Source organism: Pseudomonas sp. S32, from assembly GCF_016648095.1.
Taxonomy (GTDB): Bacteria; Pseudomonadota; Gammaproteobacteria; order Pseudomonadales; family Pseudomonadaceae; genus Aquipseudomonas; species Aquipseudomonas parafulva.
In genome coordinates this window covers 37031-59455 of the sequence record NZ_JACVVF010000023.1, presented here as the reverse complement: position 1 = coordinate 59455, position 22425 = coordinate 37031, and the positions used below count along the sequence as shown (strand labels likewise).

The window sequence follows — 22425 nt, the reverse complement described above, 5'->3', positions numbered from 1 at the left end:
GCGAGTCAGGCCTCACAAAACGCGGCGACCTCGGTCTTTTCCGACGCCTCCTCATCAGCAATCGAGCAGCCCGTCGAAATGCCAGTTTCTGCCAAGGCTTTCATCTCACCAGCTTTACAGGTCCACCCGTGGAAATTTTCAAAGAGTTCACATTCGAATCGGCTCACCGCCTGCCCCATGTTCCCGAAGGCCACAAATGCGGCCGCCTGCACGGGCATTCATTCAAGGTTGGGCTGCACCTGACGGGCCCGCTCGACCCGCACACCGGCTGGATCCGCGACTTCGCCGAGGTCAAGGCGATCTTCAAGCCGATCTATGACCGGCTGGACCACAACTACCTCAACGACATCCCTGGCCTGGAAAACCCTACCAGTGAAGTGATCGCCAAGTGGATCTGGGAGCAGGTCAAACCCCTGCTCCCAGAGCTGTCCAAGGTGCGCATTCACGAAACCTGCACCAGTGGCTGCGAATATACCGGCGACTGACTTCAGCCCTGCGGGCGGGGATGCGGGGGCACCGGCACTTCCGTTATCTCCAGGGTCACCAGGCCCCGGACGCCTTTCCAGTCATTGAGGTAAGCCCGGGTGAAGTCTTCGATCCGCCTCACGGTCTTGCCGGAAGGGTTGCACAGGGTGAGGTTGAAGCGGCGCAGCCCAGGGGCCAGGCGCTCAGGGTCCAGCCCGTCCAGTTGCCACAACGGCGCAGTGGGCTGATCCCAGGGGTAAGGGTCTGCGGGCACGCCGTACAGGCCCAGATAGCCATCGATGTTGCTGTCAAGAACGCGTTCAAGCTGCGGCCATAAACCCAGGGTTCTGCCGGAATAGGCCGGGCGGATGTCATAGACGTACTGCTCGCCGATACGGTACACGCCAAACCAGAACCGCTCACACAGCACGCCGTCAGCCTCGGGGTATGCCGGCAGGCGCCCGCACCTGACCCAGCCGTCATCACGGTCGCCGCTGTTAACGGTGGCCCACACCGGAACGAAGGTTTTCGACGTATCAGGGTCGACCTGCGCCGCCGCAGCCACATGCGCCGGGTGCCACCAGCAGCGCGCGTTGAAACACAGGTAAGGTTGGAACTGGTAGTAGCTCATGTCGGTTCATCCCAGGCTTCAAAGCCCGGAAGCGTGCCGCGGCACTGCCCGCTTCGGCAGGTGGAAATAGCCTACTTCAAGGTTTCGGCAAGGAATGCCGGGGCGATGTAGCGCTGGTAATGCGCTTCGGACAGCAGGAAGAACTCTCGGTCGATGGCGTCGCGCAGCTGTGGCAGGTCCCAGTCTCTGAACTCGGGCAGCAGGGCCATGCCGTAGGCCTCTACATCGCGGATCATGCGCGCCCCCCGGGCGATCAGCTGGTAAGCCCAGCAGTACTCCGACTGCTGCTCGACAAAACGGATGGCGCGCTGCTCCAATTGCTGGCGCAGCAATGCTTTGTCGAACACCTCCAGTTTGGCCATCATCACCTGAACCAGCAGTTGCTCCAGCCGCAGCCACACGGCGCGCTTTTGCTCGTCGTCATAACCGTTCCAGTTGATGACCTCGTGATGGAAGCGCTTGCAGCCACGGCAGACGGTGTCCCCATACACCGTGGAACACAGGCCGACGCAAGGGGTCTTGATGGACTTGTTGGACATGAAAAACAACGGCTTGAAGGAGGAATACCGGGCCATGTTAGCCCTTTGTCTAACCGGGGTCACCCGTTAAAGTCATGTTCGCCGCCTTACCTTCGGGCATTTTTTACCGTAGAATCATTCGGCCTTTTCGAAGGCAACAATGTCCGTTGGAAGCTGTTTTCAAAGCGTCACGAGCACAGTTGATCCGGCAGAACGGCGTTGGCCCGGGCCCTGCACCCTCAGCAGCCCTGGCCAGCCCTCATCAGTTTCCCGTTCTGCAGGCGTAAAACTTTGAAAGCAGCTTCTGTAAGGATTCCTTGCGACCCTGGCTGGGCGGCCCAAGAAGCCGTCATTGCGCACGGGTGCACGGAATGCTGGATGAGCGTCCCGGACCCCCTTTAGGGACCACTGATGAGGGAAATAACTGTGCTTGAAGCCTACCGCAAACACACCGAAGAGCGCGCCGCTCTGGGTATCGTGCCCCAGCCGCTGAACGCCGAACAAACTGCAGGCCTGGTCGAGCTGCTGAAAAACCCGCCGGCCGGCGAAGAAGCCTTCCTCGTAGACCTGATCACCAACCGCGTACCGCCAGGGGTAGACGAAGCAGCCTACGTCAAGGCCGCTTTCCTCTCCGCCGTGGCCAAGGGCGAAGCCAAGTCCCCGCTGATCGACCGCAAGCTCGCCACCGAGCTGCTGGGCACCATGCAGGGCGGCTACAACATCGAAACGCTGGTCGCGCTGCTGGATGACGCCGAACTGGGCGCCGTCGCGGCCGAAAAGCTCAAGCACACCCTGCTGATGTTCGATGCCTTCCACGACGTGGCCGAAAAAGCCAAGGCGGGCAACGTTCACGCCAAGGCCGTGCTGGAATCCTGGGCTGCTGGCGAGTGGTTCACCTCGCGCCCTGCCATCGCCGACAAGTACACCCTGACCGTGTTCAAGGTGCCTGGCGAAACCAACACCGACGACCTGTCCCCAGCACCTGATGCCTGGTCGCGCCCTGACATCCCGCTGCACGCCCTGGCCATGCTGAAAATGGCCCGTGACGGCATCGAGCCAGAGCAACCCGGTTCGGTCGGCCCGCTGAAGCAGATCGAGGCGGTACGTGCCAAAGGTTTCCCGGTCGCCTACGTGGGTGACGTGGTCGGTACCGGCTCGTCGCGTAAATCCGCCACCAACTCGGTGCTGTGGTTCTTCGGCGACGACATCCCGTACGTGCCGAACAAGCGCGCCGGTGGCTTCTGCTTCGGCACCAAGATCGCCCCGATCTTCTACAACACCATGGAAGACGCCGGCGCCCTGCCGATCGAATTCGACTGCACCAACCTGGGCATGGGCGACGTCATCGACGTGTACCCGTACAAAGGTGAAGTGCGCCGCCACGACAGCGACGAACTGGTCACCAGTTTCGCGCTGAAAACCGAAGTACTGCTGGATGAAGTCCGCGCTGGCGGCCGTATCCCGCTGATCGTCGGCCGTGGCCTGACCGAGAAAGCCCGCGCCGAACTGGGCCTGGGGGCTTCGGACCTGTTCAAGAAGCCTGAGCAGCCTGCCGACTCCGGCAAGGGCTTCACCCTGGCGCAGAAAATGGTCGGCCGTGCCTGCGGCCTGCCAGAAGGCCAGGGCGTGCGCCCAGGCGCCTACTGCGAGCCGAAGATGACCACCGTCGGCTCCCAGGACACCACGGGCCCGATGACCCGCGACGAGCTGAAAGACCTGGCGTGCCTGGGCTTCTCCGCTGACCTGGTGATGCAGTCGTTCTGCCACACCGCGGCGTATCCGAAGCCGATCGACGTCACCACCCACCACACCCTGCCCGACTTCATCCGCACGCGTGGCGGCGTGTCGCTGCGCCCAGGTGACGGCATCATCCACAGCTGGCTGAACCGCATGCTGATGCCGGACACCGTCGGCACCGGTGGTGACTCGCACACCCGCTTCCCGATCGGCATTTCGTTCCCGGCCGGTTCTGGCCTGGTGGCCTTTGCTGCCGCCACCGGCGTGATGCCGCTGGACATGCCAGAGTCGATCCTGGTGCGCTTCAAGGGCAAACTGCAACCGGGCATCACCCTGCGTGACCTGGTGCATGCCATCCCTTACTACGCCATCCAGAAGGGCCTGCTGACCGTCGAGAAGAAAGGCAAGAAAAACGCCTTCTCCGGCCGCATCCTGGAAATCGAAGGCCTGGACGAACTGACCGTCGAACAGGCGTTCGAGCTGTCCGACGCCTCGGCCGAGCGCTCCGCTGCGGGCTGCACCATCAAGCTGCCGGAAAAGGCCATCGCCGAATACCTGCAGTCCAACATCACCCTGCTGCGCTGGATGATCGGCGAAGGCTACGGCGATGCCCGTACCCTGGAGCGTCGTGCCCAGGCCATGGAAGCGTGGCTGGCCAACCCTGAGCTGCTGTCGGCCGACGCCGATGCCGAATACGCCGAAATCATCGAAATCGACCTGGCCGACGTGAAAGAGCCTGTGCTCTGCGCGCCAAACGACCCGGACGATGCCCGCCTGCTGTCGCAGGTTCAGGGCGAGAAGATCGACGAAGTATTCATCGGTTCGTGCATGACCAACATCGGCCACTTCCGTGCCGCCGGCAAGCTGCTGGAGAAGGTCAAGGGTGGCATCCCTACCCGTCTGTGGCTGGCCCCGCCAACCAAGATGGACGCCCACCAGCTGACCGAAGAAGGCTACTACGGCATCTACGGCAAAGCTGGCGCGCGCATGGAAATGCCAGGCTGCTCGCTGTGCATGGGTAACCAGGCACGCGTGCAGACCGGTTCGACCGTGGTGTCCACCTCGACCCGTAACTTCCCGAACCGCCTGGGCGACGCGACCAACGTGTACCTGGCATCGGCCGAGCTGGCTGCTGTGGCTTCGATCATCGGCAAGCTGCCGACCGTCGAAGAATACATGCAGTACGCGAAGGACATCGACAGCATGTCTGCCGACGTCTACCGCTACCTGAGCTTCGACCAGATCGCCGAGTTCCGTGAAGCGGCCGCTAACGCCAAGATCCCGGTGGTCCAGGCGTAAGGCCAATAGCCAGCGGCCTTCCATAGGCCGCCAGCTGTAAAAAAAGCCCCGGCAGAAATGCCGGGGCTTTTTTGTGTGCGACAGGTCGGTGCTGCGAAGTTAGAAGCTGTCTGCCGGCACCCGCACACTGCCCTCCATCAGAATGCGCGCACTGCGGCTCATGATGGCCTTGGTCACCGTCCACTGCCCATCCACCTGGCGTGCTTCAGCGCCCACCCGCAGGGTACCCGAGGGGTGCCCGAAGCGTACGGCGGTGCGCTCGCCGCCGCCTGCTGCCAGGTTGACCAACGTGCCGGGGATGGCGGCCGCCGTTCCGATAGCCACGGCGGCGGTGCCCATCATGGCGTGGTGCAGCTTGCCCATCGACAAGGCCCGCACCAGCACGTCGATATCAGCGGCATCTACCACCTTGCCGCTGGACGCCGTGTACGAGGCTGGCGGGGCCACGAACGCCACCTTGGGTGTGTGTTGGCGCCCGGCCGCCTGGTCAACGTGCTCGATCAGCCCCATGCGCACAGCGCCCCAGGCACGGATGGTTTCGAAACGTTGCAAGGCGTGGGGGTCGCCATTGATCGCGTCCTGCAACTCGGTGCCGGTGTAACCGAGTTCGCCAGCTTCAAGGAAAATGGTCGGAATGCCTGCGTTGATCAACGTAGCCTTGAACGTGCCAACACCCGGGACATCGAGGTCGTCCACCAGGTTACCGGTGGGGAACATGGCGCCGCCAGCGCCCTCTTCGTCGGCCGCCGGGTCCAGGAACTCCAGTTGCACTTCGGCGGCAGGGAAGGTAACCCCGTCCAGTTCGAAATCGCCGGTTTCCTGCACCTCGCCCTCGCTGATCGGCACGTGGGCGATGATGGTCTTGCCGATGTTGGCCTGCCAGATGCGCACTGTGGCAACGCCGCTGCGCGGGATACGGCTCGGGTCGACCAGGCCGCTTGCGATGGCGAACGAGCCAACCGCAGCCGACAGGTTGCCGCAGTTGCCGCTCCAGTCGACGAAGGGTTTATCGATACTGACCTGGCCGAACAGGTAGTCCACGTCGTGCGCGGGCCGGGTGCTCGGCGAGACAATAACGGCCTTGCTGGTGCTCGACGTCGCGCCGCCCATGCCGTCGATCTGCTTGGCGTAGGGGTCTGGGCTGCCGATCACCCGCAGCAGCAACGCGTCACGGGCAGGGCCCGGGGCCTGCGCCCGTTCGGGCAGGTCTTGCAGGCGGAAGAACACGCCTTTGCTGGTGCCGCCACGCATATAGGTAGCCGGGATCTTGATCTGGGGAGCGTGTGCCATGGTCTGAGGCATCCTGGTGATTCGGGTCCAAGGGCCGCCAGGCGGCCCCGTTTCATTCAGGCAGTGGCTTCGAGGAAGTCCTGGGCAAAACGCTGAAGCACCCCGCCTGCCTCGTAGATCGACACTTCCTCCGCCGTGTCCAGGCGGCAGGTGACAGGCACCTCCAGGCGCTCGCCGTTGGCGCGGGTGATCACCAGCGTCAGCGTGGCCCGCGGTGTACGTGCCCCCACGACGTCGTAGGTTTCGCTGCCATCCAGGCCCAGGGTGTTGCGGTCGGTGCCTGGTTTGAATTCCAGCGGCAATACCCCCATGCCCACCAGGTTGGTGCGGTGGATGCGCTCGAAGCCTTCGGCGGCAATCGCCTCGACGCCGGCCAGGCGCACGCCCTTGGCGGCCCAGTCACGGGAAGAGCCCTGCCCGTAATCAGCACCGGCGACGATGATCAGCGGCTGCTTGCGCTGCATATAGGCCTCGATGGCCTCCCACATACGGGTCACCTTGCCTTCCGGCTCCAGCCGCGCCAGCGAGCCCTGCCTCACGCTGCCATCGTCGTTGCGCACCATCTCGTTGAACAGCTTGGGGTTGGCGAACGTGGCACGCTGGGCTGTCAGGTGGTCACCACGGTGGGTGGCGTAGGAGTTGAAGTCCTCTTCCGGCAGGCCCATTTTGGCCAGGTACTCGCCTGCTGCGCTGTCCAGCATGATGGCGTTGGAGGGCGACAGATGGTCGGTGGTGATGTTGTCCGGCAGCACAGCCAGCGGGCGCATGCCCCGCAGGGTCCGCTCACCCGCCAGGGCGCCTTCCCAATAGGGAGGGCGGCGGATGTAGGTGCTCATCGGGCGCCATTCATACAGCGGCGCCACCTTCGGCCCGCGATCCTCCTCGATGGCGAACATCGGAATGTAGACCTTGCGGAACTGCTCTGGCTTGACCGCAGCGCGGACCACGGCATCGATTTCTTCATCGCTTGGCCAGATGTCCTTGAGGCGGATCTCTCGCCCGTCGACCACGCCGAGTACATCCTTTTCGATGTCGAAGCGGATGGTGCCGGCAATGGCGTAGGCCACCACCAGCGGCGGCGACGCCAGAAACGCCTGTTTGGCATAGGGGTGGATGCGCCCGTCGAAGTTGCGGTTACCCGACAGCACGGCAGTGGCATACAGATCGCGGTCGATGATTTCTTGCTGGATCACCGGGTCCAGCGCGCCAGACATGCCGTTGCAGGTGGTGCAGGCAAACGCCACGATGCCAAAGCCGAGCTGCTCCAGTTCCTTCTCCAGCCCAGCCTCCTCCAGGTACAACTGCACAGCCTTGGAGCCCGGCGCCAGCGAAGACTTGACCCACGGCTTGCGAGCCAGGCCCAGCCTGTTGGCATTGCGCGCCAGCAGGCCGGCAGCGATCACGTTGCGCGGGTTGCTGGTGTTGGTGCAACTGGTAATGGCCGCGATAATCACCGCGCCATCAGGCATCTGCCCCGGCACCTGCTCCCACGCGCCCGCGATACCCTTGGCCGCGAGATCGCGGGTAGCGACCCTGGCATGGGGGTTGGAAGGGCCGGCCATGTTGCGCTCCACGCTGGACAGGTCGAAGCTCAACGTACGCTCATACACGGCGCCTGCCAGGCTGTCTGCCCACAGGCCGGTGACCTTGGCGTAGGTTTCCACCAGGCGAACCTGCTGGTCGTCCCGCCCGGTCAGGCGCAGGTAGTCGATGGTCTGCTGGTCGATGGCAAACATCGCCGCCGTGGCGCCGTATTCGGGGGCCATGTTGGAGATGGTGGCGCGGTCGCCCAATGTCAGGGCGCTGGCGCCCTCCCCGTGAAATTCAAGGTAGGCACCTACTACTTTCTGCTTGCGCAGAAACTCGGTCAGGGCCAGCACCAGGTCGGTGGCGGTAATGCCCGGGGCCAGCTTGCCGGTGAGCTGCACACCCACGATCTCTGGCAGGCGCATCCACGAGGCGCGGCCCAGCATGACGTTTTCCGCCTCGAGGCCACCCACACCGATGGCGATCACACCCAAGGCGTCGACATGGGGGGTGTGGCTGTCGGTACCGACGCAGGTGTCTGGGTAGGCGACGCCGTGATCACTGTGTACCACCGGCGACATCTTCTCCAGGTTGATCTGGTGCATGATGCCGTTGCCGGGCTGGATAACGTCTACGTTCTTGAACGCTTTCTTGGTCCAGTTGATGAAATGGAAGCGGTCCTCGTTGCGCCGGTCCTCGATGGCGCGGTTCTTGTCGAAGGCCTGGGGGTCGTAGCCGCCGCACTCCACGGCCAGGGAGTGGTCGACGATCAGTTGCACCGGCACCACCGGGTTGACCTGCGCCGGGTCGCCGCCTTTGTCGGCAATGGCGTCGCGCAGGCCGGCCAGGTCGACCAGCGCCGTCTGGCCGAGGATGTCGTGGCACACCACGCGTGCCGGGAACCACGGGAAATCCAGGTCGCGCTGACGCTCGATCAGCTGCCCCAGCGAGGCGTCCAGGTGGGCAGGGTCACAGCGGCGCACCAGGTTTTCGGCCAGGACGCGGGAGGTGTAGGGCAGGCCGTCGTAGGCGCCGGGCTTGATCGCCTCGACGGCTGCGCGGGCATCGAAATAATCCAGGTCGGTACCTGGCAGGGCTTTGCGGTAGGCAGTGTTCATATCGTTATCAGGCTCGCTCACGGATAGCGTTCAAACTGATTGTGCAAGCAACCCACGCTCCTTGTGGGAGCGGGTTCACCCGCGAAGCAGGCAGCCCGGTGATGGCACCGGCTTCGCCGGTGTTCGCGGCTGAAGCCGCTCCCACGGGCCCCTGCTGAATCAAGCGTTTATGTAGGGCTCCCCCGGCCAGGATTCATCACCGCTGCTCAATCGCCACAAATGGCCGCTGCTCCACGCCCACGTACTCGGCGCTTGGGCGGATGATGCGGTTGTTGGCGCGCTGCTCGAATACATGCGCGGCCCAACCTGTGAGCCGCGAGCAGACGAAGATGGGCGTGAACAACTTGGTCGGGATGCCCATGAAGTGGTACGCCGACGCGTGGTAGAAGTCAGCGTTGGGGAACAGGCGCTTCTGCTCCCACATGGTCTTGTCGATGGCCTCGGAAACCGGGTACAGCACCGTATCCCCCACTTCATCGGCCAGCTGCTTCGCCCAGCCCTTGATCACCTCGTTGCGCGGGTCGGATTCCTTGTAGATGGCATGGCCAAAGCCCATGATCTTGTCCTTGCGCTCAAGCATGCGCAGCAACTCGGCCGTGGCCTCCTGCGGGCTCTGGAAGCGCTCGATGAGCTCCATGGCTGCCTCGTTGGCACCACCGTGCAGCGGGCCGCGCAATGCGCCGATGGCCGCCGTGATGCACGAATACAGGTCGGACAGCGTTGAGGCGCATACGCGGGCGGTGAAGGTGGAGGCATTGAACTCGTGTTCCGCGTAAAGGATGAGCGAAACGTTCATCACCTTCACATGCAGCGCACTGGGTTTCTTGCCGTGCAGCAGGTGCAGGAAATGGCCACCCAGGGTGTCTTCGTCACTGTGGCAGTCGATGCGCACGCCATGGTGGCTGTAGCGGTACCAGTAGCACATCACGGCGGGGAACAGCGCCAGCAGGCGGTCGGTCTTCTCGACCTGGGCGTCGAAGGTGAGCTCGGGCTCCAGCGTGCCGAGCATCGAACAGCCCGTACGCATCACATCCATGGGGTGGGTGTCACGCGGGATGCGCTCGAGCACCTCCTTCAAGGCCTGGGGCAGCTCACGCAGCCCTTTCAGCTTGTGCTTGTAGTCGGCAAGTTCGGCCTGGCTGGGCAGCTCGCCGTACAGCAGCAGGTAGGCAACTTCCTCGAACTCGGCACCGGCAGCCAGTTCGCGCACGTCGTACCCACGGTAGGTCAGCCCGGCACCGGCCTGGCCCACGGTCGACAGCGCGGTCTGGCCGGCCACCTGCCCGCGCAGGCCAGCGCCACTGAGTACTTTTGCTTCGGCCATGGTGTTTCTCCTTTCTTGAATTTGTTATCGGAATGCTGTTTGGCTGATGGGTTTGGCTGAGGCCTTTATCGCGAGCTTTGCTCGCTCCTACAAGAACGGGGGGTCAGGCCTTTTTCTGGGCAAACAGGGCGTCCAGGCTTTGCTCGAACGCGTGGTAGCCGATGGCATCGTAAAGCTCCATGCGGGTCTGCATGGTGTCGACCACGTTCTTTTGCGTGCCGTCGCGGCGCAGGGCGGTGTACACGTTTTCGGCCGCCTTGTTCATGGCGCGGAATGCCGACAGCGGGTAGAGCACCAGCGACACGCCGACCGAACCCAGCTCATCGGTGGTGTACAACGGCGTGGCGCCGAATTCGGTGATGTTGGCCAGGATCGGCGCCTTTACCCGGTCGGCGAACGTCCGGTACATCGACAACTCGGTGATGGCCTCGGGGAACACCATATCGGCGCCGGCTTCGACACAGGCGGCAGCCCGGTCCAGCGCGGCGTTCAGGCCCTCGACGGCCAGCGCGTCGGTGCGCGCCATGATCACGAAACTGTCATCGGTGCGGGCATCGGCGGCCGCCTTGATGCGGTCGACCATTTCCTGCTGGCTGACGATTTCCTTGTTGGGCCTATGCCCGCAGCGCTTGGCACCAACCTGGTCTTCGATGTGAATGGCGGCAGCGCCGAACTTGCTCATCGAGCGCACGGTGCGGGCCACGTTGAAGGCCGATGCGCCGAACCCGGTGTCCACGTCCACCAGCAACGGCAGGTCGCAAACGTCGGTGATGCGGCGTACATCCGTGAGCACATCATCGAGGTTGCTGATGCCCAGGTCCGGCAGGCCGAGCGACCCGGCAGCCACGCCACCACCGGACAGATAGATGGCCTTGAAACCGGCGCGTTTGGCCAGCAGTGCATGGTTGGCATTTATGGTGCCGACCACCTGCAGCGGCTGCTCGGCGGCAACGGCTTCGCGGAAACGCTGGCCGGGTGTGCTCTTAACGGTCATTTCTCACCTCTTGGGCTGTCAGTGCGGGCGTCCAGGTAGTGGCGCTCGATGTTGCGCTTGGAGGCGCCGATGTGGCGGCGCATCAGGAGTTCGGCCAGCTCGCCATCACGCTCGGCAATGGCATCGAGAATACGGTGGTGCTCGGCAAATGCCTGGCGCGGGCGGTTAGGCGTGGCGGAGAACTGGATGCGGTACATGCGCACCAGCTGGTACAGCTCGCCACACAGCATCTTGACCAAGGTCTGGTTGCCGCTGCCCTGAATGATCCGGTAGTGGAAATCGTAATCACCCTCCTGCTGGTAATACCCCACACCCGCCTGGAAGGCTGCATCTCGCTCATGGGTGTCCAGTACCCGGCGCAGTTCTTCGATATCGGCCACACTCATGCGCTCCGCCGCCAGCCGGCACGCCATGCCTTCGAGCGACTCACGAATCTCGTACAGCTCGATCAGTTCGGCATGGTTGAGCGACACCACCCGCGCGCCCACATGGGGTATGCGCACCAACAGGCGCTGCCCCTCGAGGCGGTGGATGGCCTCGCGCAGGGGCCCACGGCTGATGCCATAGGTACGGGCCAGCTCCGGCTCGGAAATCTTGCTGCCAGGGGCAATGTCACCTTTGACGATGGCCGCCTGGATGCGCCGAAACACATGCTCGGACAGGGTTTCCGATTCGTCCATCAGGGCCGGGCCAACGGCGGAGAGGTCCTGCATATTGTCGACACCTTGTTTAATCCATACGGTGAAATTAGCCAAAAAGGCATACTCAGTCAAAGGATAAATTTGGATTGTTGACAATTATGCTGACCAGAACTTCTCCTGGCTTGTCGCTGTCAGATCGCGCACCGCTGGCGTCAATACGTCGGCGTGATAGAATGCCGCGCCTCCGATGGAGTATGGATAGCCTGACTGCCAACGCCGTACGCGTGTTGACAGTTCAACGAGGAAGCTTGTGCAGCAGTTGCCAGTCGCCTTACCCCGAAACTTGCACAATACCGCGCCAGGACTATGAGACTTACACCTGCTTTATTACTGCTTTGCCTCACCCTGCTGCCGGCCCTTGGCCAGGCGGCGGGCAAGACCGTGTACGGGCTCAATGAGTACGCACGCCTGGGTGACCTTGACCTGGAGGTGGCGGCCAAGCTCGACACCGGTGCCAAGACCGCCTCGCTCAGTGCCCGCGACATCAAACGCTTCAAACGCAACGGCGAAAGCTGGGTGCGCTTCTACCTGGCCATCGACGCCGCCCACTCTCACCCCATCGAACGCCCATTGGCGCGGGTGAGCAAGATCAAGCGCCGGGCCAGCGACTACGACGCTGACTCCGGCAAGGCATATACCGCGCGGCCGGTCATCGAGCTCGATATCTGCATGGGCCAGGCCCGGCGCACCATCGAAGTCAACCTCACAGACCGCAGCGCCTTCCAGTTCCCGCTGCTGATCGGCTCTGAAGCCCTGAAACACTTCGACGCACTGGTCGACCCCAGCCTTAAATATGCGGCCGGCAAACCTGCCTGTGCCACCGACGCTCCCAAAGCAGAGTAACCCCGATGCGCTCTCTTACCCTCCACCTGAAAGTCCTGATCACCGTACTGGTGCTTCTGGGCGTAGCGGTCACGGCCTATCAGATCCTGGCACTCGGCATCCCGGTCACCGAGGATGAAACCGACGACCTGTGGAACATCGACGCCAAGATCGAATTCGTCGCCAGCACCAAGGACCCGGTCAAGGTGCAGATGTTCGTACCGCCACTGAACCGCGACTACGTGAGCCTCAACGAGAGCTTCATCTCCAACAACTATGGGGTCAGCGTCAACCGCGCCGACGGTAACCGCAAGGTCACCTGGTCGGCCCGCCGCGCCAGCGGCAACCAGACGCTGTACTACCGCCTGGTGCTGACCAAGCGCTACAGCACCGAAAAAGCCAAGATCAAGGGCCCGACCTTCCGTGACAGCCTGGCGGTGGACGGCCCCGAGAAGATCGCCGCAGAAGCGCTGATGGCACCGATTCGCCAGCATTCGGCCGATGTGGAAACCTTTGTCGGCGAGACCATCAAGCGGGTCAACAACCTCAACGACGACAACGTCAAGCTGCTGCTGGCCGGCGACACCTCGTCCCTGAAAAAGGCCCAGGTGATCGACCTGCTGCTGTCCATCGCCCACGTGCCGATGGAAAGAGTGCACACCATCCGCCTGGTGGCAGACACCCCGCAAACCCCTGAGCTGTGGCTGCGCAGCTTCAATGGCAACGACTGGCTGTACTTCAACCCCGATACCGGCGAACAGGGCCTGCCAAGCGACCGCCTGCTGTGGTGGACCGGTGACGACAACCTGATCACCGTCGATGGCGGCAAGAAAGCCAACGTCACCTTCAGCATGAACAACAGCGAGATGAACGCCATCCGCCTGGCCAAGCTGACCGACGAGAACACCGACGCCGACTTCCTCGAGTACTCGCTGTACAGCTTGCCCCTGCAGACCCAGCAAACCTTCATGATCATGGTGATGATCCCGATTGGCGTGCTGGTGATTCTGATCCTGCGCAACCTGATCGGCATCCAGACCCTGGGCACCTTCACCCCCGTGCTGATCGCCCTGGCCTTCCGCGAAACCCAGCTGGGCTTCGGCATCGTGCTGTTCACGGTGATTACCGCGCTTGGCCTGTCACTGCGCTCCTACCTGGAACACCTGAAGCTGCAGATGCTGCCGCGGTTGTCGGTGGTGCTTACCTTCGTGGTGGTACTGATTGCCGCCATCAGCCTGTTCAGCCACAAGCTGGGCCTGGAGCGTGGCCTGTCGGTAGCACTGTTCCCCATGGTGATCCTGACCATGACCATCGAGCGCCTGTCCATCACCTGGGAGGAACGCGGGGGCGGCCATGCCATGAAGGTGGCCATCGGTACGCTGTTCGCAGCTTCCCTCGCCCACCTGCTGATGATGGTGCCGGAGCTGGTGTACTTCGTCTTCACCTTCCCGGCAGTGCTGCTGATTCTGGTGGGCTTCATGCTCGCGATGGGCCGCTACCGCGGCTACCGCCTGACCGAGCTGGTGCGCTTCAAGGCATTTTTGAAGAAGGCTGACGCCTGATGTTTGGCCTGATCAAGACGTGGAAAGCCCTGGAGGCCCGGGGCATCATGGGTATCAACCGGCGCAACGCGGACTACGTGTTGAAGTACAACAAGCGCCACCTGTACCCGATCGTCGACGACAAGATCATCACCAAGGAGCGCGCACTGGCTGCCGGCATTCATGTGCCGGAAATGTACGGCGTGATCGAGACGGAAAAAGAGATCGAAAAGCTCGACCAGATCATTGGCGGGCGCAATGACTTCGTCATCAAGCCGGCGCAAGGCGCTGGCGGTGACGGCATCATGGTGATCGCCGACCGCTTCGAGGACCGCTACCGCACAGTGTCGGGCAAGATCATCAGCCACGAGGAAATCGAACACCAGATTTCCAGCATCCTCACCGGCCTGTACTCGCTGGGCGGGCACCGTGACCGGGCACTGATCGAATACCGGGTCACGCCCGACCAGATCTTCAAAAGCATCAGCTACGAAGGTGTACCGGACATCCGCATCATCGTGCTGATGGGCTACCCGGTCATGGCCATGTTGCGCCTGCCCACCCGCCAGTCGGGCGGCAAGGCCAACCTGCACCAGGGCGCCATCGGCGTGGGTGTAGACCTGGCCACCGGCGTGACCCTGCGCGGTACCTGGCTGAACAACATCATCAGCAAGCACCCGGACACCACCAACTCGGTGGATGGCGTGCAACTGCCCACCTGGGACGGCTTCATGAAGCTTGCCGCAGGCTGCTACGAGCTGTGCGGGCTGGGCTACATCGGCGTGGACATGGTGCTGGACCAGGAAAAGGGGCCATTGATTCTGGAGCTGAACGCTCGCCCGGGGCTGAACATCCAGATCGCCAACGACTGCGGCCTGACCCAGCGTACCCATGCCATCGAAGCCCACCTGGAAGCGCTGGCCAAGGAAGGCATCACTGAAGATGCCGAGCAACGCGTCCGGGTCGCACAGGGGCTGTTCGGGCACGTGCCCGGCCATTGATCGGGTGGGGCTGCCCCGCAGCCCCTTCCTTCACGTGGCATTGGGTGCGGGGGAATGTAAAGCCCGGTGCTAGGCGCAGTTCCTGCAGCGGTCTACAATTGCCCCCTCGCTTTTACATCGCCGTCCACACTGATGCCGACCTGTACGCTTTACCCCCTGCCCTACCAACCCGACCCCGCCACTTTTTTTGCCCGCCTGCGCCAGGCGCCGGGGGCGATTCTGCTGGACAGCGCACGCCCTGCCGCCGACCGTGGCCGGTTCGACCTGCTCAGCGCCTGGCCTGTGCAGCAGCTTCACGCACGGCCTGGCGAAGACGGCCGCGCGTTTCTGCACCGTTTGCGCGACAGCCTGGCGCAGCTTGGCACGGCACAGTTGCCAGCAGGCAGCGAGCTGCCGTTCGCCGGCGGCCTGATCGGCTACCTGAGCTACGACTTCGGTCGCCGGCTGGAGCAACTGCCCAGCCAGGCGGTGGATGACCTCGGCCTGCCGGATGCACAGCTGGGGCTGTATGCCTGGGCAATGGTCACCGACCATGTGCAGGGCACCACCCAGTTGGTGTTTCACCCAAGCCTGGCTGCTGACGAGCGTGACCGCCTGGTGAGCCTGTTCAGCAGCTCAGCGCCTGGTGCATCAGGCCCTTTCAAACTGCTCGCGCCCATGGCCGGCGACCTGCAACCGGCACAGTACCAGGCCGCATTCGACCAGGTGCAGCGCTACATTCAGGCCGGTGACTGCTACCAGATCAACCTCACCCAACGCTTTCGCGCACCTTGCCAGGGCGACCCCTGGCACGCCTACCAGGCACTGCGCCGGGCCTGCCCCACACCGTTTTCCGGCTACCAGCAACTGGCCGACGGCAGTGCCCTGCTGAGCTTTTCGCCAGAGCGGTTCGTCCGGGTCAGCCAGGGCCAGGTAGAAACCCGGCCCATCAAGGGTACCCGGCCACGTGGCAGCAACCCGGCAGAAGACGCGCGCAATGCCGAAGAACTGCTGCACAGCCCCAAGGACCGCTCCGAGAACCTGATGATCGTCGACCTGCTGCGCAACGACCTGGGGCGCACCTGCCAGATCGGCTCGGTCAGCGTGCCGGAGCTGTTCAGCCTGGAAAGCTACCCGAACGTGCATCACCTGGTCAGCAGCGTCATCGGCACACTGGCTGACGGCAGGGATGCACTGGACCTGATCGGCGACAGCTTCCCGGGCGGGTCCATTACCGGCGCACCGAAAATCCGCGCCATGCAGATCATCGACGAGCTGGAGCCCACACGCCGCGCCCTATACTGCGGGTCTTTGCTGTATGTAGATGTGCGCGGCGAAATGGACAGCTCCATCGCCATCCGCAGCCTGCTGGTCAAGGACGGGCACGTCAGCTGCTGGGGCGGCGGTGCCGTGGTCGCCGATTCGCAATGGCAAGCTGAATACGAAGAGTCGATCGCCAAGGTACGCGTGCTGATGCAGGCCTTGCAGGCGCTGTAGAGCCGTCTGCCCCGTATTTTTTTGTTACCATCACCCCATTACGAGCGCACAGCGCCACAGCCAAGATGGAAACCGCCTGATGAGCCAACCCTTCGACGTCGCTGCCTTGGCCGCGGCCTATGCCAACAAGTCCCCGCAGGACATCCTCAAGCTTGCCTTCGAGCATTTTGGTGATGACCTGTGGATTTCGTTCAGCGGCGCCGAGGACGTGGTGCTGGTAGACATGGCCTGGAAGCTGAACAAGCAGGTCAGGGTGTTCAGCCTGGACACCGGCCGCCTGCACCCGGAAACCTACCGTTTCATCGACCAGGTGCGCGAACAGTACAACCTGCCGATCGAAATCCTCAGCCCGGACCGCAACACGCTCGACCCTTTCGTCAAAGACAAGGGGCTGTTCAGCTTCTACCGCGACGGGCACGGTGAGTGCTGCGGCATCCGCAAGATCGAGCCGCTGCGCCGCAAGCTGGCCACGGTCAGCGCCTGGGCCACTGGCCAGCGCCGTGACCAGAGCCCCGGCACCCGCAGCCAGGTGGCGCCCCTGGAAATCGACAGCGGCTTTTCGACCCCGGAACGCACCCTGTACAAATTCAACCCACTGGCGCAGATGACCAGCGAGGAAGTGTGGGGCTACATTCGCATGCTGGAACTGCCCTACAACAGCTTGCACGAGCGCGGCTTCATCAGCATCGGCTGCGAGCCCTGCACACGCCCGGTGCTGCCTAACCAGCATGAGCGCGAAGGGCGCTGGTGGTGGGAGGAGTCAACCCAGAAGGAATGCGGCCTGCACGCTGGCAATCTGATCACCAAGGCCTGAAACCCATCACGGCCAGCTGCACGACGCTGGCCGGCAGCTGGCCGCAACCCATGGAGCTCAGTGCACAGGCAGTTCGACGCCTTCGAACAGGGCTTCGAGCTCCTGTTTGTTGTGGCACTGAATGGCCTTGGCCATCACTTCACGGGTGAGGTGCGGGGCGAATTTCTCGATGAAATCGCACATGAAGCCGCGCAGGAACGTACCTCGGCGGAAGCCGATCTTGGTGATGCTGGCTTCGAACAGCTCACTGGCATCCAGGGCGACCAGGTCACTGTCGAGCTTGGCGTCCACCGCCATGCCGGCGACGATGCCCACACCCAGGCCAAGGCGCACATAGGTCTTGATCACGTCGGCATCCGCCGCGGTGAAAACCACTTTCGGAGTGAGGCCGCGGTGATTGAAGGCCTCATCCAGCTTGGAGCGCCCAGTGAAGCCGAACACGTAGGTAACGATCGGGTACTCGGCCACTGCCTCCAGGGTGAGCTTAGGCAGCTTGGCCAACGGGTGGCCCTGAGGCACCACTACACAGCGGTTCCATTTGTAGCACGGCATCATGATCAGGTCGCCGAACAGCTCCAACGCTTCGGTGGCGATGGCAAAATCGACCGTGCCGTCAGCCGCCATTTCGGCAATCTGCATCGGCGAGCCCTGGTGCATGTGCAGCGAAACTTCAGGGTACTGCTTGATGAAGCTGCTGATTACCGGAGGCAACGCATAGCGGGCCTGAGTGTGGGTGGTGGCGATAGACAGCGTGCCCTTCTTCTCGTTGGAGAATTCCTGGGCGATCTGTTTGATGCTTTCAACCTTGCGCAGGATCTCCCCGGCGGTGTTGATGATGCGCTCACCTGCCGGGGTGACGCGGGTAAGGTGCTTGCCGCTGCGCGCGAACACTTCGACGCCCAGCTCATCTTCGAGCAGGCGGATCTGCTTGCTGATACCTGGCTGGGAGGTGTACAGGCTCTGGGCTGTCGCGGAGACGTTGAGGTCATGGTGCGCCACTTCCCAGATGTAGCGCAGTTGTTGAAGCTTCATAGGTTTCCCTCGGTTCAGCGATGAGTCAGCGGCAGCGGGCAGCGACGATATATAACTATATTAGTGGTTATTGAAATAAATCTAGAACTATTTTGTTACATGCCTCGGGAAGCGCCTTACACGCAGCTTCACGCTTTCCTACGACCTAGATGCTGCGACAGCGGCACCATGTAGACCGGCACCGGGGACAGCTGCAACAGCCTCACCGCTGTTCTGCCCAGGGGCACGTCAACCCCCGCGCCGGCGCTATGGCTGCCAAATATCAGCAGGTCGACGCTAAGCCGCTGCGCCTGGTCGAGGATGACCTGCGCAGGGTCCCCCTGGCGAACGCGCACCGCCTTGAGCACGGCAAGGTCGGCGTCTTCACCCAGCTCATCGCGCAGGTTTTCCAGTACACGCTGCTCGATGTTGGCCATCACCGTGCTTACCCCCTGGCTGTGCAATTGATCGAGGGTCTGCTCGTCCAGATAGCTCTGCAACAGGGATTCGGCGAACTGGCCCATGGGCTCGACGGCGTGTATCACATACAGCTCGGCCGAAAATGTGCGCGCCAGCGCCAGCGCATGCTGCATCACGAAAGGCGCATAAACACCGAGGTCGGTGGCATACAGCATGGAACGGATCATTCGACCTCCTCGACTGCCGCGGCGGCAGAGCAAGCTAGAGCTTAGCAGCGCGCCGTACACCCGCCTGGCCATCCGACGCGCCCGCATCTGCCCAGGCCTTAGCGGTTGGCGCGGGCACTCAGGAAGGCCAGTGCCTGGTGGAGCATCTGTATGCGGGGCAAGCTACAGCCGGCCGCTTGAGCGCGGGCCAGGGGCTCGGCATAGATGGCCTGCAGTTCGAGGGGGCGGCCGTGGGCGTGATCGTGGTACATGCTGGGCCAGTAATCTGGCATGCCTTCCGTCACTTCGAACAACTGCTGGGCGTAGCCCTCAGGCAGCACATGGCCACAGGCCGCTGCGCCCTGCACCACTTCATCCATCAGCGCCCGCACCAGCGCACGACTGCAACTATCGGCCATCAACAACCCGGTACTGGCACCCAGCAGCACGGAAAGCCCGTTGTAGGGCACGTTCCACACCAATTTCTGCCAACGGGCCTGCGCCAGGTCGGGCATGGCCTGCGAGGCCACCCCTGCAGCCCTGAACAAGCCCGCGCCCTGCTCGACCAGCTGCGCCCCGCCGTCGGCTGCCGGGCCGCTGTGGTAGCCGAGGTTGACGGTGCCCAGCGCCTGATGGCAAATCACCCCGGGCGCCTGGCGATTCACGCAGATGAAGCACAGCCCGCCCAGCAGGTGCATGTCCGGGCGTAATGCCGGGCGCAGTTGCTCCTCGACCCCCAGGCCGTTCTGCAGCAGCACGACCTTTGCACCTGGCGCTGCGGCCTGCACGATCAACGGGGCCAGTTGGTGGTTGCTGGTAGCCTTGGCGCCAATCAGCAACCAGTCGCACGCAGGCATCTGGGTGACCGCGGCATAGCATTGGGCGTTCAGATGCAAGGCACCGTGAACGGCGCTTTCCACGGCAAGCCCCCGCTCGCGCACCGCCTCGTACTCGCTGCGCAGCAGAAAGTGCACATCAAAGCCTGCCCGGGCCAGCATCAGCCCGTAAAAGCCGCCAATCGCGCCACTGCCGATGATGCCGATGCGTGGGTTGGTTGTGCGCATGCTGCCCTCCTTGTGGATGTGAGGCTACCTTGTACACCGGATTGACCCATTCAGGTGGGGTAATCCCCATTGTGGCGCCAACGCTAACGCGCTAAGGTTCGGCTCCCCGCTGCGATTATTCTTGCTGCTGGGCCGCACGGGGACTGTTGGCGGCCGGCACCCGTGACCTGACGAGTAACACGATGGCTGATTTACCGATCGATGACTTGAACGTTGCCTCCAACGACACGCTGATCACCCCTGATCAGCTCAAGAAGGAAATCCCCCTCAGCACCAAGGCCCTGCAGACCGTTACAGCAGGTCGCGAAGTGGTGCGCAATATTCTGGATGGCAAGGACCACCGCCTGTTCGTTGTGGTTGGGCCGTGCTCCATTCACGACATCAAGGCAGCCCACGAATACGCCGAGCGCCTGAAGGTGCTGGCCGAGGAAGTGTCCGACACGCTGTACCTGGTCATGCGTGTGTATTTCGAGAAGCCGCGCACAACGGTCGGCTGGAAAGGCCTGATCAACGACCCCTACCTGGATGACTCATTCAAGATTCAGGATGGCCTGCACATTGGTCGCAAACTGCTGCTGGACTTGGCGGAGATGGGGCTGCCTACCGCTACCGAGGCACTGGACCCGATTTCGCCGCAGTACCTGCAAGACCTGATCAGCTGGTCCGCCATCGGCGCCCGTACCACGGAATCTCAAACCCACCGTGAAATGGCGTCGGGCCTGTCCTCGGCCGTTGGCTTCAAGAACGGTACCGATGGCGGCCTTACCGTGGCCATCAATGCCTTGCAATCAGTGTCCAAGCCTCACCGCTTTCTTGGCATCAACCAGGAAGGCGGCGTGTCCATCGTCACCACCAAGGGGAACCCGTACGGTCATGTGGTGCTACGGGGCGGTAACGGCAAGCCCAACTATGACTCGGTCAGCGTCGCGCTTTGCGAACAGGACCTGGCCAAGGCCAAGATCAAGCCCAACATCATGGTCGATTGCAGCCACGCCAACTCAAACAAAGACCCGGCACTGCAACCGCTGGTGATGGAGAACGTGGCCAACCAGATTCTCGAGGGCAACCAGTCCATCATCGGGCTGATGGTTGAAAGCCACTTGAACTGGGGCTGCCAGTCCATTCCGAAGGATCTGGCCCAGTTGCAATACGGGGTGTCTGTCACCGACGCCTGCATCGACTGGTCGGCAACCGAGAAAACACTGCGCAGCATGCGCGCCAAGCTCAAGGATGTGCTGCCGCAGCGCAAGCGCGGCTGATCAGCACCTCGCTCAGTCTGACAGGTCAGTGTGAATGTCAGGCTTTGCTGGAATGACGCTGCTGGCGTTCCATGTACCGCTCTACATACGAGCAGGACGGGATGACCGTATACCCCATCTGCTCGGCGTACGCCAGGGCCTGCTCGGTCAAGGCTGCAGCGATACCCCGGCCCCGCAGAGCGTTGGGCACAAAGGTGCGGTAGATGTCGAGGGTCTGCTTGCCCAGGTCCATGTACGTCAGGTAGGCACGATGACCGTCCACACTGGTCTCGAACTGATGACCGGCCTGGTCATGGTGGATGGTCAGCGCTTCACTCATCACTACTCCTCGCAGGTCTTCCTGGCAGACCTTTTCGCCTTACAGCGGGTGGTTCATCCGGCGCACTATGCAGTACGCCGCCTCTTGGCTTTCGACCGATCCGCACAGCAGTGCGTTCGTTCGGATCTGTAGCACTCACAAGATAGTAGGCGCCCTACTAGGGGTTGCTCAAGGTGCGCACCCATGAAAGGGCAAACTCTGCTGTCGCAATTGTGGGTGGCTGCGAGCAATTGCTGTCGGATGTTGTAGGACTAAGACGTCCCATGACAGTGCAAGTCACTATTGGTTCCACAAAAAAGTACAGGTACTACAACCGCTTGCGATTACTGCACCTTTTTGTTTCACGCCTACCTTGCGCCTCTTTCTAGCGCGCAGCAGCGGGCTGTTTTTTTTTGCAGTTCTTGCGCTCTGTCAGTTTACTTACTACAAGTAATGGGTACTATGTACGCCGGCCAGTTTCTCTTTTCTGAGAGATGGCTATTTAATAGAAAGTCCTTGAAGGGGAACACGATGAACAACGTTCTGAAATTCTCTGCTCTGGCTCTGGCCGCAGTTCTGGCTACCGGTTGCAGCAGCGTCTCCAAAGAAACCGAAGCTCGTCTGACTGCGACTGAAGACGCAGCAGCTCGTGCTCAAGCGCGTGCCGATGAAGCCTACCGTAAGGCTGACGACGCACTGGCAGCTGCTCAGAAGGCTCAGCAGACCGCTGACGAAGCCAACGAGCGCGCACTGCGTATGCTGGACAAAGCCAGCCGCAAGTAATAATCCTCACGGATTGTTATCGAGCCGATCCACCTGTGGGTCGGCTTTTTTGTTGCCCGCAATAAAGCGATCGGGCTCATACAAAAAGGCCTGCACGATGGCAGGCCCTGTCACACAGTAGGCGAG

The 22425-nt window shown here is 62.5% G+C and carries 20 protein-coding genes; 9 read left to right on the top strand and 11 right to left on the bottom strand.

The window, feature by feature from the left end; genetic code table 11:
* Positions 1 to 128: 128 nt before the first annotated feature.
* The gene (gene queD, locus IAE38_RS14470; RefSeq protein WP_201210524.1) at positions 129 to 485 is read left to right on the top strand and encodes a 6-carboxytetrahydropterin synthase QueD; all 357 of its coding nucleotides are present in this window, start codon (positions 129 to 131) and stop codon (positions 483 to 485) included.
* 2 nt (positions 486 to 487) lie between these two features.
* On the opposite strand, the gene IAE38_RS14465 is transcribed toward queD, so the two are convergent.
* Together IAE38_RS14465 and IAE38_RS14460 are read right to left on the bottom strand one after the other, a co-directional pair.
* Positions 488 to 1096 carry a hypothetical protein gene (locus IAE38_RS14465; protein ID WP_201164282.1) on the bottom strand — a complete coding sequence of 203 codons (609 nt, stop codon included), beginning with the start codon at positions 1094 to 1096 and terminating at the stop codon, positions 488 to 490.
* A gap of 71 nt (positions 1097 to 1167) precedes the next feature.
* The gene (locus IAE38_RS14460) at positions 1168 to 1635 is read right to left on the bottom strand and encodes a DUF1289 domain-containing protein (RefSeq protein WP_201218135.1); all 468 of its coding nucleotides are present in this window, start codon (positions 1633 to 1635) and stop codon (positions 1168 to 1170) included.
* Between the two features lie 405 nt (positions 1636 to 2040).
* On the opposite strand from IAE38_RS14460, the gene acnB reads away from it, so the two are divergent.
* The gene (gene acnB / locus IAE38_RS14455; protein WP_201218134.1) at positions 2041 to 4650 is read left to right on the top strand and encodes a bifunctional aconitate hydratase 2/2-methylisocitrate dehydratase; all 2610 of its coding nucleotides are present in this window, start codon (positions 2041 to 2043) and stop codon (positions 4648 to 4650) included.
* Positions 4651 to 4749: 99 nt separating this feature from the next.
* On the opposite strand, the gene prpF is transcribed toward acnB, so the two are convergent.
* The 5 genes from prpF to IAE38_RS14430 form a co-directional block, all read right to left on the bottom strand.
* The gene (gene prpF / locus IAE38_RS14450) at positions 4750 to 5940 is read right to left on the bottom strand and encodes a 2-methylaconitate cis-trans isomerase PrpF (protein WP_201164281.1); all 1191 of its coding nucleotides are present in this window, start codon (positions 5938 to 5940) and stop codon (positions 4750 to 4752) included.
* Positions 5941 to 5996: 56 nt separating this feature from the next.
* Positions 5997 to 8585: a Fe/S-dependent 2-methylisocitrate dehydratase AcnD gene (acnD, locus tag IAE38_RS14445; protein WP_201218115.1), complete on the bottom strand. Its 2589-nt coding sequence runs from the start codon at positions 8583 to 8585 to the stop codon at positions 5997 to 5999.
* 196 nt (positions 8586 to 8781) lie between these two features.
* Positions 8782 to 9909: a bifunctional 2-methylcitrate synthase/citrate synthase gene (prpC, locus tag IAE38_RS14440; RefSeq protein ID WP_201218114.1), complete on the bottom strand. Its 1128-nt coding sequence runs from the start codon at positions 9907 to 9909 to the stop codon at positions 8782 to 8784.
* Between the two features lie 103 nt (positions 9910 to 10012).
* Complete coding sequence (gene prpB, locus IAE38_RS14435; RefSeq protein WP_201218112.1) at positions 10013 to 10903, bottom strand: methylisocitrate lyase; 891 nt, start codon at positions 10901 to 10903, stop codon at positions 10013 to 10015.
* Positions 10900 to 11616 (bottom strand): GntR family transcriptional regulator, encoded by a 717-nt coding sequence (locus IAE38_RS14430; protein ID WP_028634516.1) that lies wholly within the window; start codon positions 11614 to 11616, stop codon positions 10900 to 10902. Before IAE38_RS14430 ends, prpB begins: the two co-directional genes overlap by 4 nt.
* Before the next feature lie 294 nt (positions 11617 to 11910).
* Here IAE38_RS14430 and rloA point away from each other — a divergent pair, with 294 nt between their 5' ends.
* The 5 genes from rloA to IAE38_RS14405 all read left to right on the top strand — a co-directional run bounded on the left by rloA (position 11911) and on the right by IAE38_RS14405 (position 17258).
* Positions 11911 to 12447 (top strand): retropepsin-like aspartic peptidase RloA, encoded by a 537-nt coding sequence (gene rloA, locus IAE38_RS14425; RefSeq protein WP_028634517.1) that lies wholly within the window; start codon positions 11911 to 11913, stop codon positions 12445 to 12447.
* Between the two features lie 5 nt (positions 12448 to 12452).
* Complete coding sequence (gene rloB, locus IAE38_RS14420; protein WP_201164278.1) at positions 12453 to 13988, top strand: osmotic stress tolerance membrane protein RloB; 1536 nt, start codon at positions 12453 to 12455, stop codon at positions 13986 to 13988.
* Positions 13988 to 14968 (top strand): alpha-L-glutamate ligase-like protein, encoded by a 981-nt coding sequence (locus IAE38_RS14415; protein ID WP_028634519.1) that lies wholly within the window; start codon positions 13988 to 13990, stop codon positions 14966 to 14968. Before rloB ends, IAE38_RS14415 begins: the two co-directional genes overlap by 1 nt.
* 132 nt (positions 14969 to 15100) lie before the next feature.
* Complete coding sequence (gene pabB, locus IAE38_RS14410) at positions 15101 to 16444, top strand: aminodeoxychorismate synthase component I (protein ID WP_201218111.1); 1344 nt, start codon at positions 15101 to 15103, stop codon at positions 16442 to 16444.
* Positions 16445 to 16523: 79 nt separating this feature from the next.
* On the top strand, positions 16524 to 17258 hold the full coding sequence (locus IAE38_RS14405; RefSeq protein ID WP_201218110.1) for a phosphoadenylyl-sulfate reductase: 735 nt from the start codon (positions 16524 to 16526) through the stop codon (positions 17256 to 17258).
* 57 nt (positions 17259 to 17315) lie between these two features.
* Here IAE38_RS14405 and cysB read toward each other — a convergent pair whose 3' ends face one another.
* The 3 genes from cysB to IAE38_RS14390 all read right to left on the bottom strand — a co-directional run bounded on the left by cysB (position 17316) and on the right by IAE38_RS14390 (position 19959).
* Entirely contained in the window at positions 17316 to 18290 is a 975-nt protein-coding gene (gene cysB, locus IAE38_RS14400; RefSeq protein WP_003250297.1) for an HTH-type transcriptional regulator CysB, read from the bottom strand.
* A gap of 128 nt (positions 18291 to 18418) precedes the next feature.
* Complete coding sequence (locus tag IAE38_RS14395; protein ID WP_028634522.1) at positions 18419 to 18916, bottom strand: universal stress protein; 498 nt, start codon at positions 18914 to 18916, stop codon at positions 18419 to 18421.
* A 98-nt stretch (positions 18917 to 19014) separates the two neighbouring features.
* Positions 19015 to 19959, bottom strand: coding sequence for a putative 2-dehydropantoate 2-reductase (locus IAE38_RS14390; RefSeq protein WP_201218109.1), 945 nt, complete (start codon positions 19957 to 19959; stop codon positions 19015 to 19017).
* Positions 19960 to 20141: 182 nt separating this feature from the next.
* Here IAE38_RS14390 and IAE38_RS14385 point away from each other — a divergent pair, with 182 nt between their 5' ends.
* Positions 20142 to 21218, top strand: a complete 1077-nt coding sequence (locus tag IAE38_RS14385) for a 3-deoxy-7-phosphoheptulonate synthase (protein WP_201218108.1) — start codon at positions 20142 to 20144, stop codon at positions 21216 to 21218.
* Between the two features lie 37 nt (positions 21219 to 21255).
* Here the strand turns inward: IAE38_RS14385 and IAE38_RS14380 are convergent, their stop codons facing one another.
* The gene (locus IAE38_RS14380; RefSeq protein WP_028634525.1) at positions 21256 to 21537 is read right to left on the bottom strand and encodes a GNAT family N-acetyltransferase; all 282 of its coding nucleotides are present in this window, start codon (positions 21535 to 21537) and stop codon (positions 21256 to 21258) included.
* Positions 21538 to 22047: 510 nt separating this feature from the next.
* Between IAE38_RS14380 and oprI the strand changes: the two genes are divergently transcribed.
* Complete coding sequence (oprI, locus tag IAE38_RS14375) at positions 22048 to 22299, top strand: outer membrane lipoprotei OprI (protein WP_003259780.1); 252 nt, start codon at positions 22048 to 22050, stop codon at positions 22297 to 22299.
* The last annotated feature ends 126 nt before the right edge of the window (positions 22300 to 22425 follow it).

Bases quoted from the DNA above. Each gene is read 5' to 3' on its own strand.
- IAE38_RS14465 (WP_201164282.1), bottom strand. From the start codon at position 1,096: ATGAGCTACTACCAGTTCCAACCTTACCTGTGTTTCAACGCGCGCTGC.
- IAE38_RS14460 (WP_201218135.1), bottom strand. From the start codon at position 1,635: ATGTCCAACAAGTCCATCAAGACCCCTTGCGTCGGCCTGTGTTCCACG.
- prpF (WP_201164281.1), bottom strand. From the start codon at position 5,940: ATGGCACACGCTCCCCAGATCAAGATCCCGGCTACCTATATGCGTGGC.
- acnD (WP_201218115.1), bottom strand. From the start codon at position 8,585: ATGAACACTGCCTACCGCAAAGCCCTGCCAGGTACCGACCTGGATTAT.
- prpC (WP_201218114.1), bottom strand. From the start codon at position 9,909: ATGGCCGAAGCAAAAGTACTCAGTGGCGCTGGCCTGCGCGGGCAGGTG.
- prpB (WP_201218112.1), bottom strand. From the start codon at position 10,903: ATGACCGTTAAGAGCACACCCGGCCAGCGTTTCCGCGAAGCCGTTGCC.
- IAE38_RS14430 (WP_028634516.1), bottom strand. From the start codon at position 11,616: ATGCAGGACCTCTCCGCCGTTGGCCCGGCCCTGATGGACGAATCGGAA.
- rloA (WP_028634517.1), top strand. From the start codon at position 11,911: ATGAGACTTACACCTGCTTTATTACTGCTTTGCCTCACCCTGCTGCCG.
- rloB (WP_201164278.1), top strand. From the start codon at position 12,453: ATGCGCTCTCTTACCCTCCACCTGAAAGTCCTGATCACCGTACTGGTG.
- IAE38_RS14415 (WP_028634519.1), top strand. From the start codon at position 13,988: ATGTTTGGCCTGATCAAGACGTGGAAAGCCCTGGAGGCCCGGGGCATC.
- pabB (WP_201218111.1), top strand. From the start codon at position 15,101: ATGCCGACCTGTACGCTTTACCCCCTGCCCTACCAACCCGACCCCGCC.
- IAE38_RS14405 (WP_201218110.1), top strand. From the start codon at position 16,524: ATGAGCCAACCCTTCGACGTCGCTGCCTTGGCCGCGGCCTATGCCAAC.
- cysB (WP_003250297.1), bottom strand. From the start codon at position 18,290: ATGAAGCTTCAACAACTGCGCTACATCTGGGAAGTGGCGCACCATGAC.
- IAE38_RS14395 (WP_028634522.1), bottom strand. From the start codon at position 18,916: ATGATCCGTTCCATGCTGTATGCCACCGACCTCGGTGTTTATGCGCCT.
- IAE38_RS14390 (WP_201218109.1), bottom strand. From the start codon at position 19,959: ATGCGCACAACCAACCCACGCATCGGCATCATCGGCAGTGGCGCGATT.
- IAE38_RS14385 (WP_201218108.1), top strand. From the start codon at position 20,142: ATGGCTGATTTACCGATCGATGACTTGAACGTTGCCTCCAACGACACG.
- IAE38_RS14380 (WP_028634525.1), bottom strand. From the start codon at position 21,537: ATGAGTGAAGCGCTGACCATCCACCATGACCAGGCCGGTCATCAGTTC.
- oprI (WP_003259780.1), top strand. From the start codon at position 22,048: ATGAACAACGTTCTGAAATTCTCTGCTCTGGCTCTGGCCGCAGTTCTG.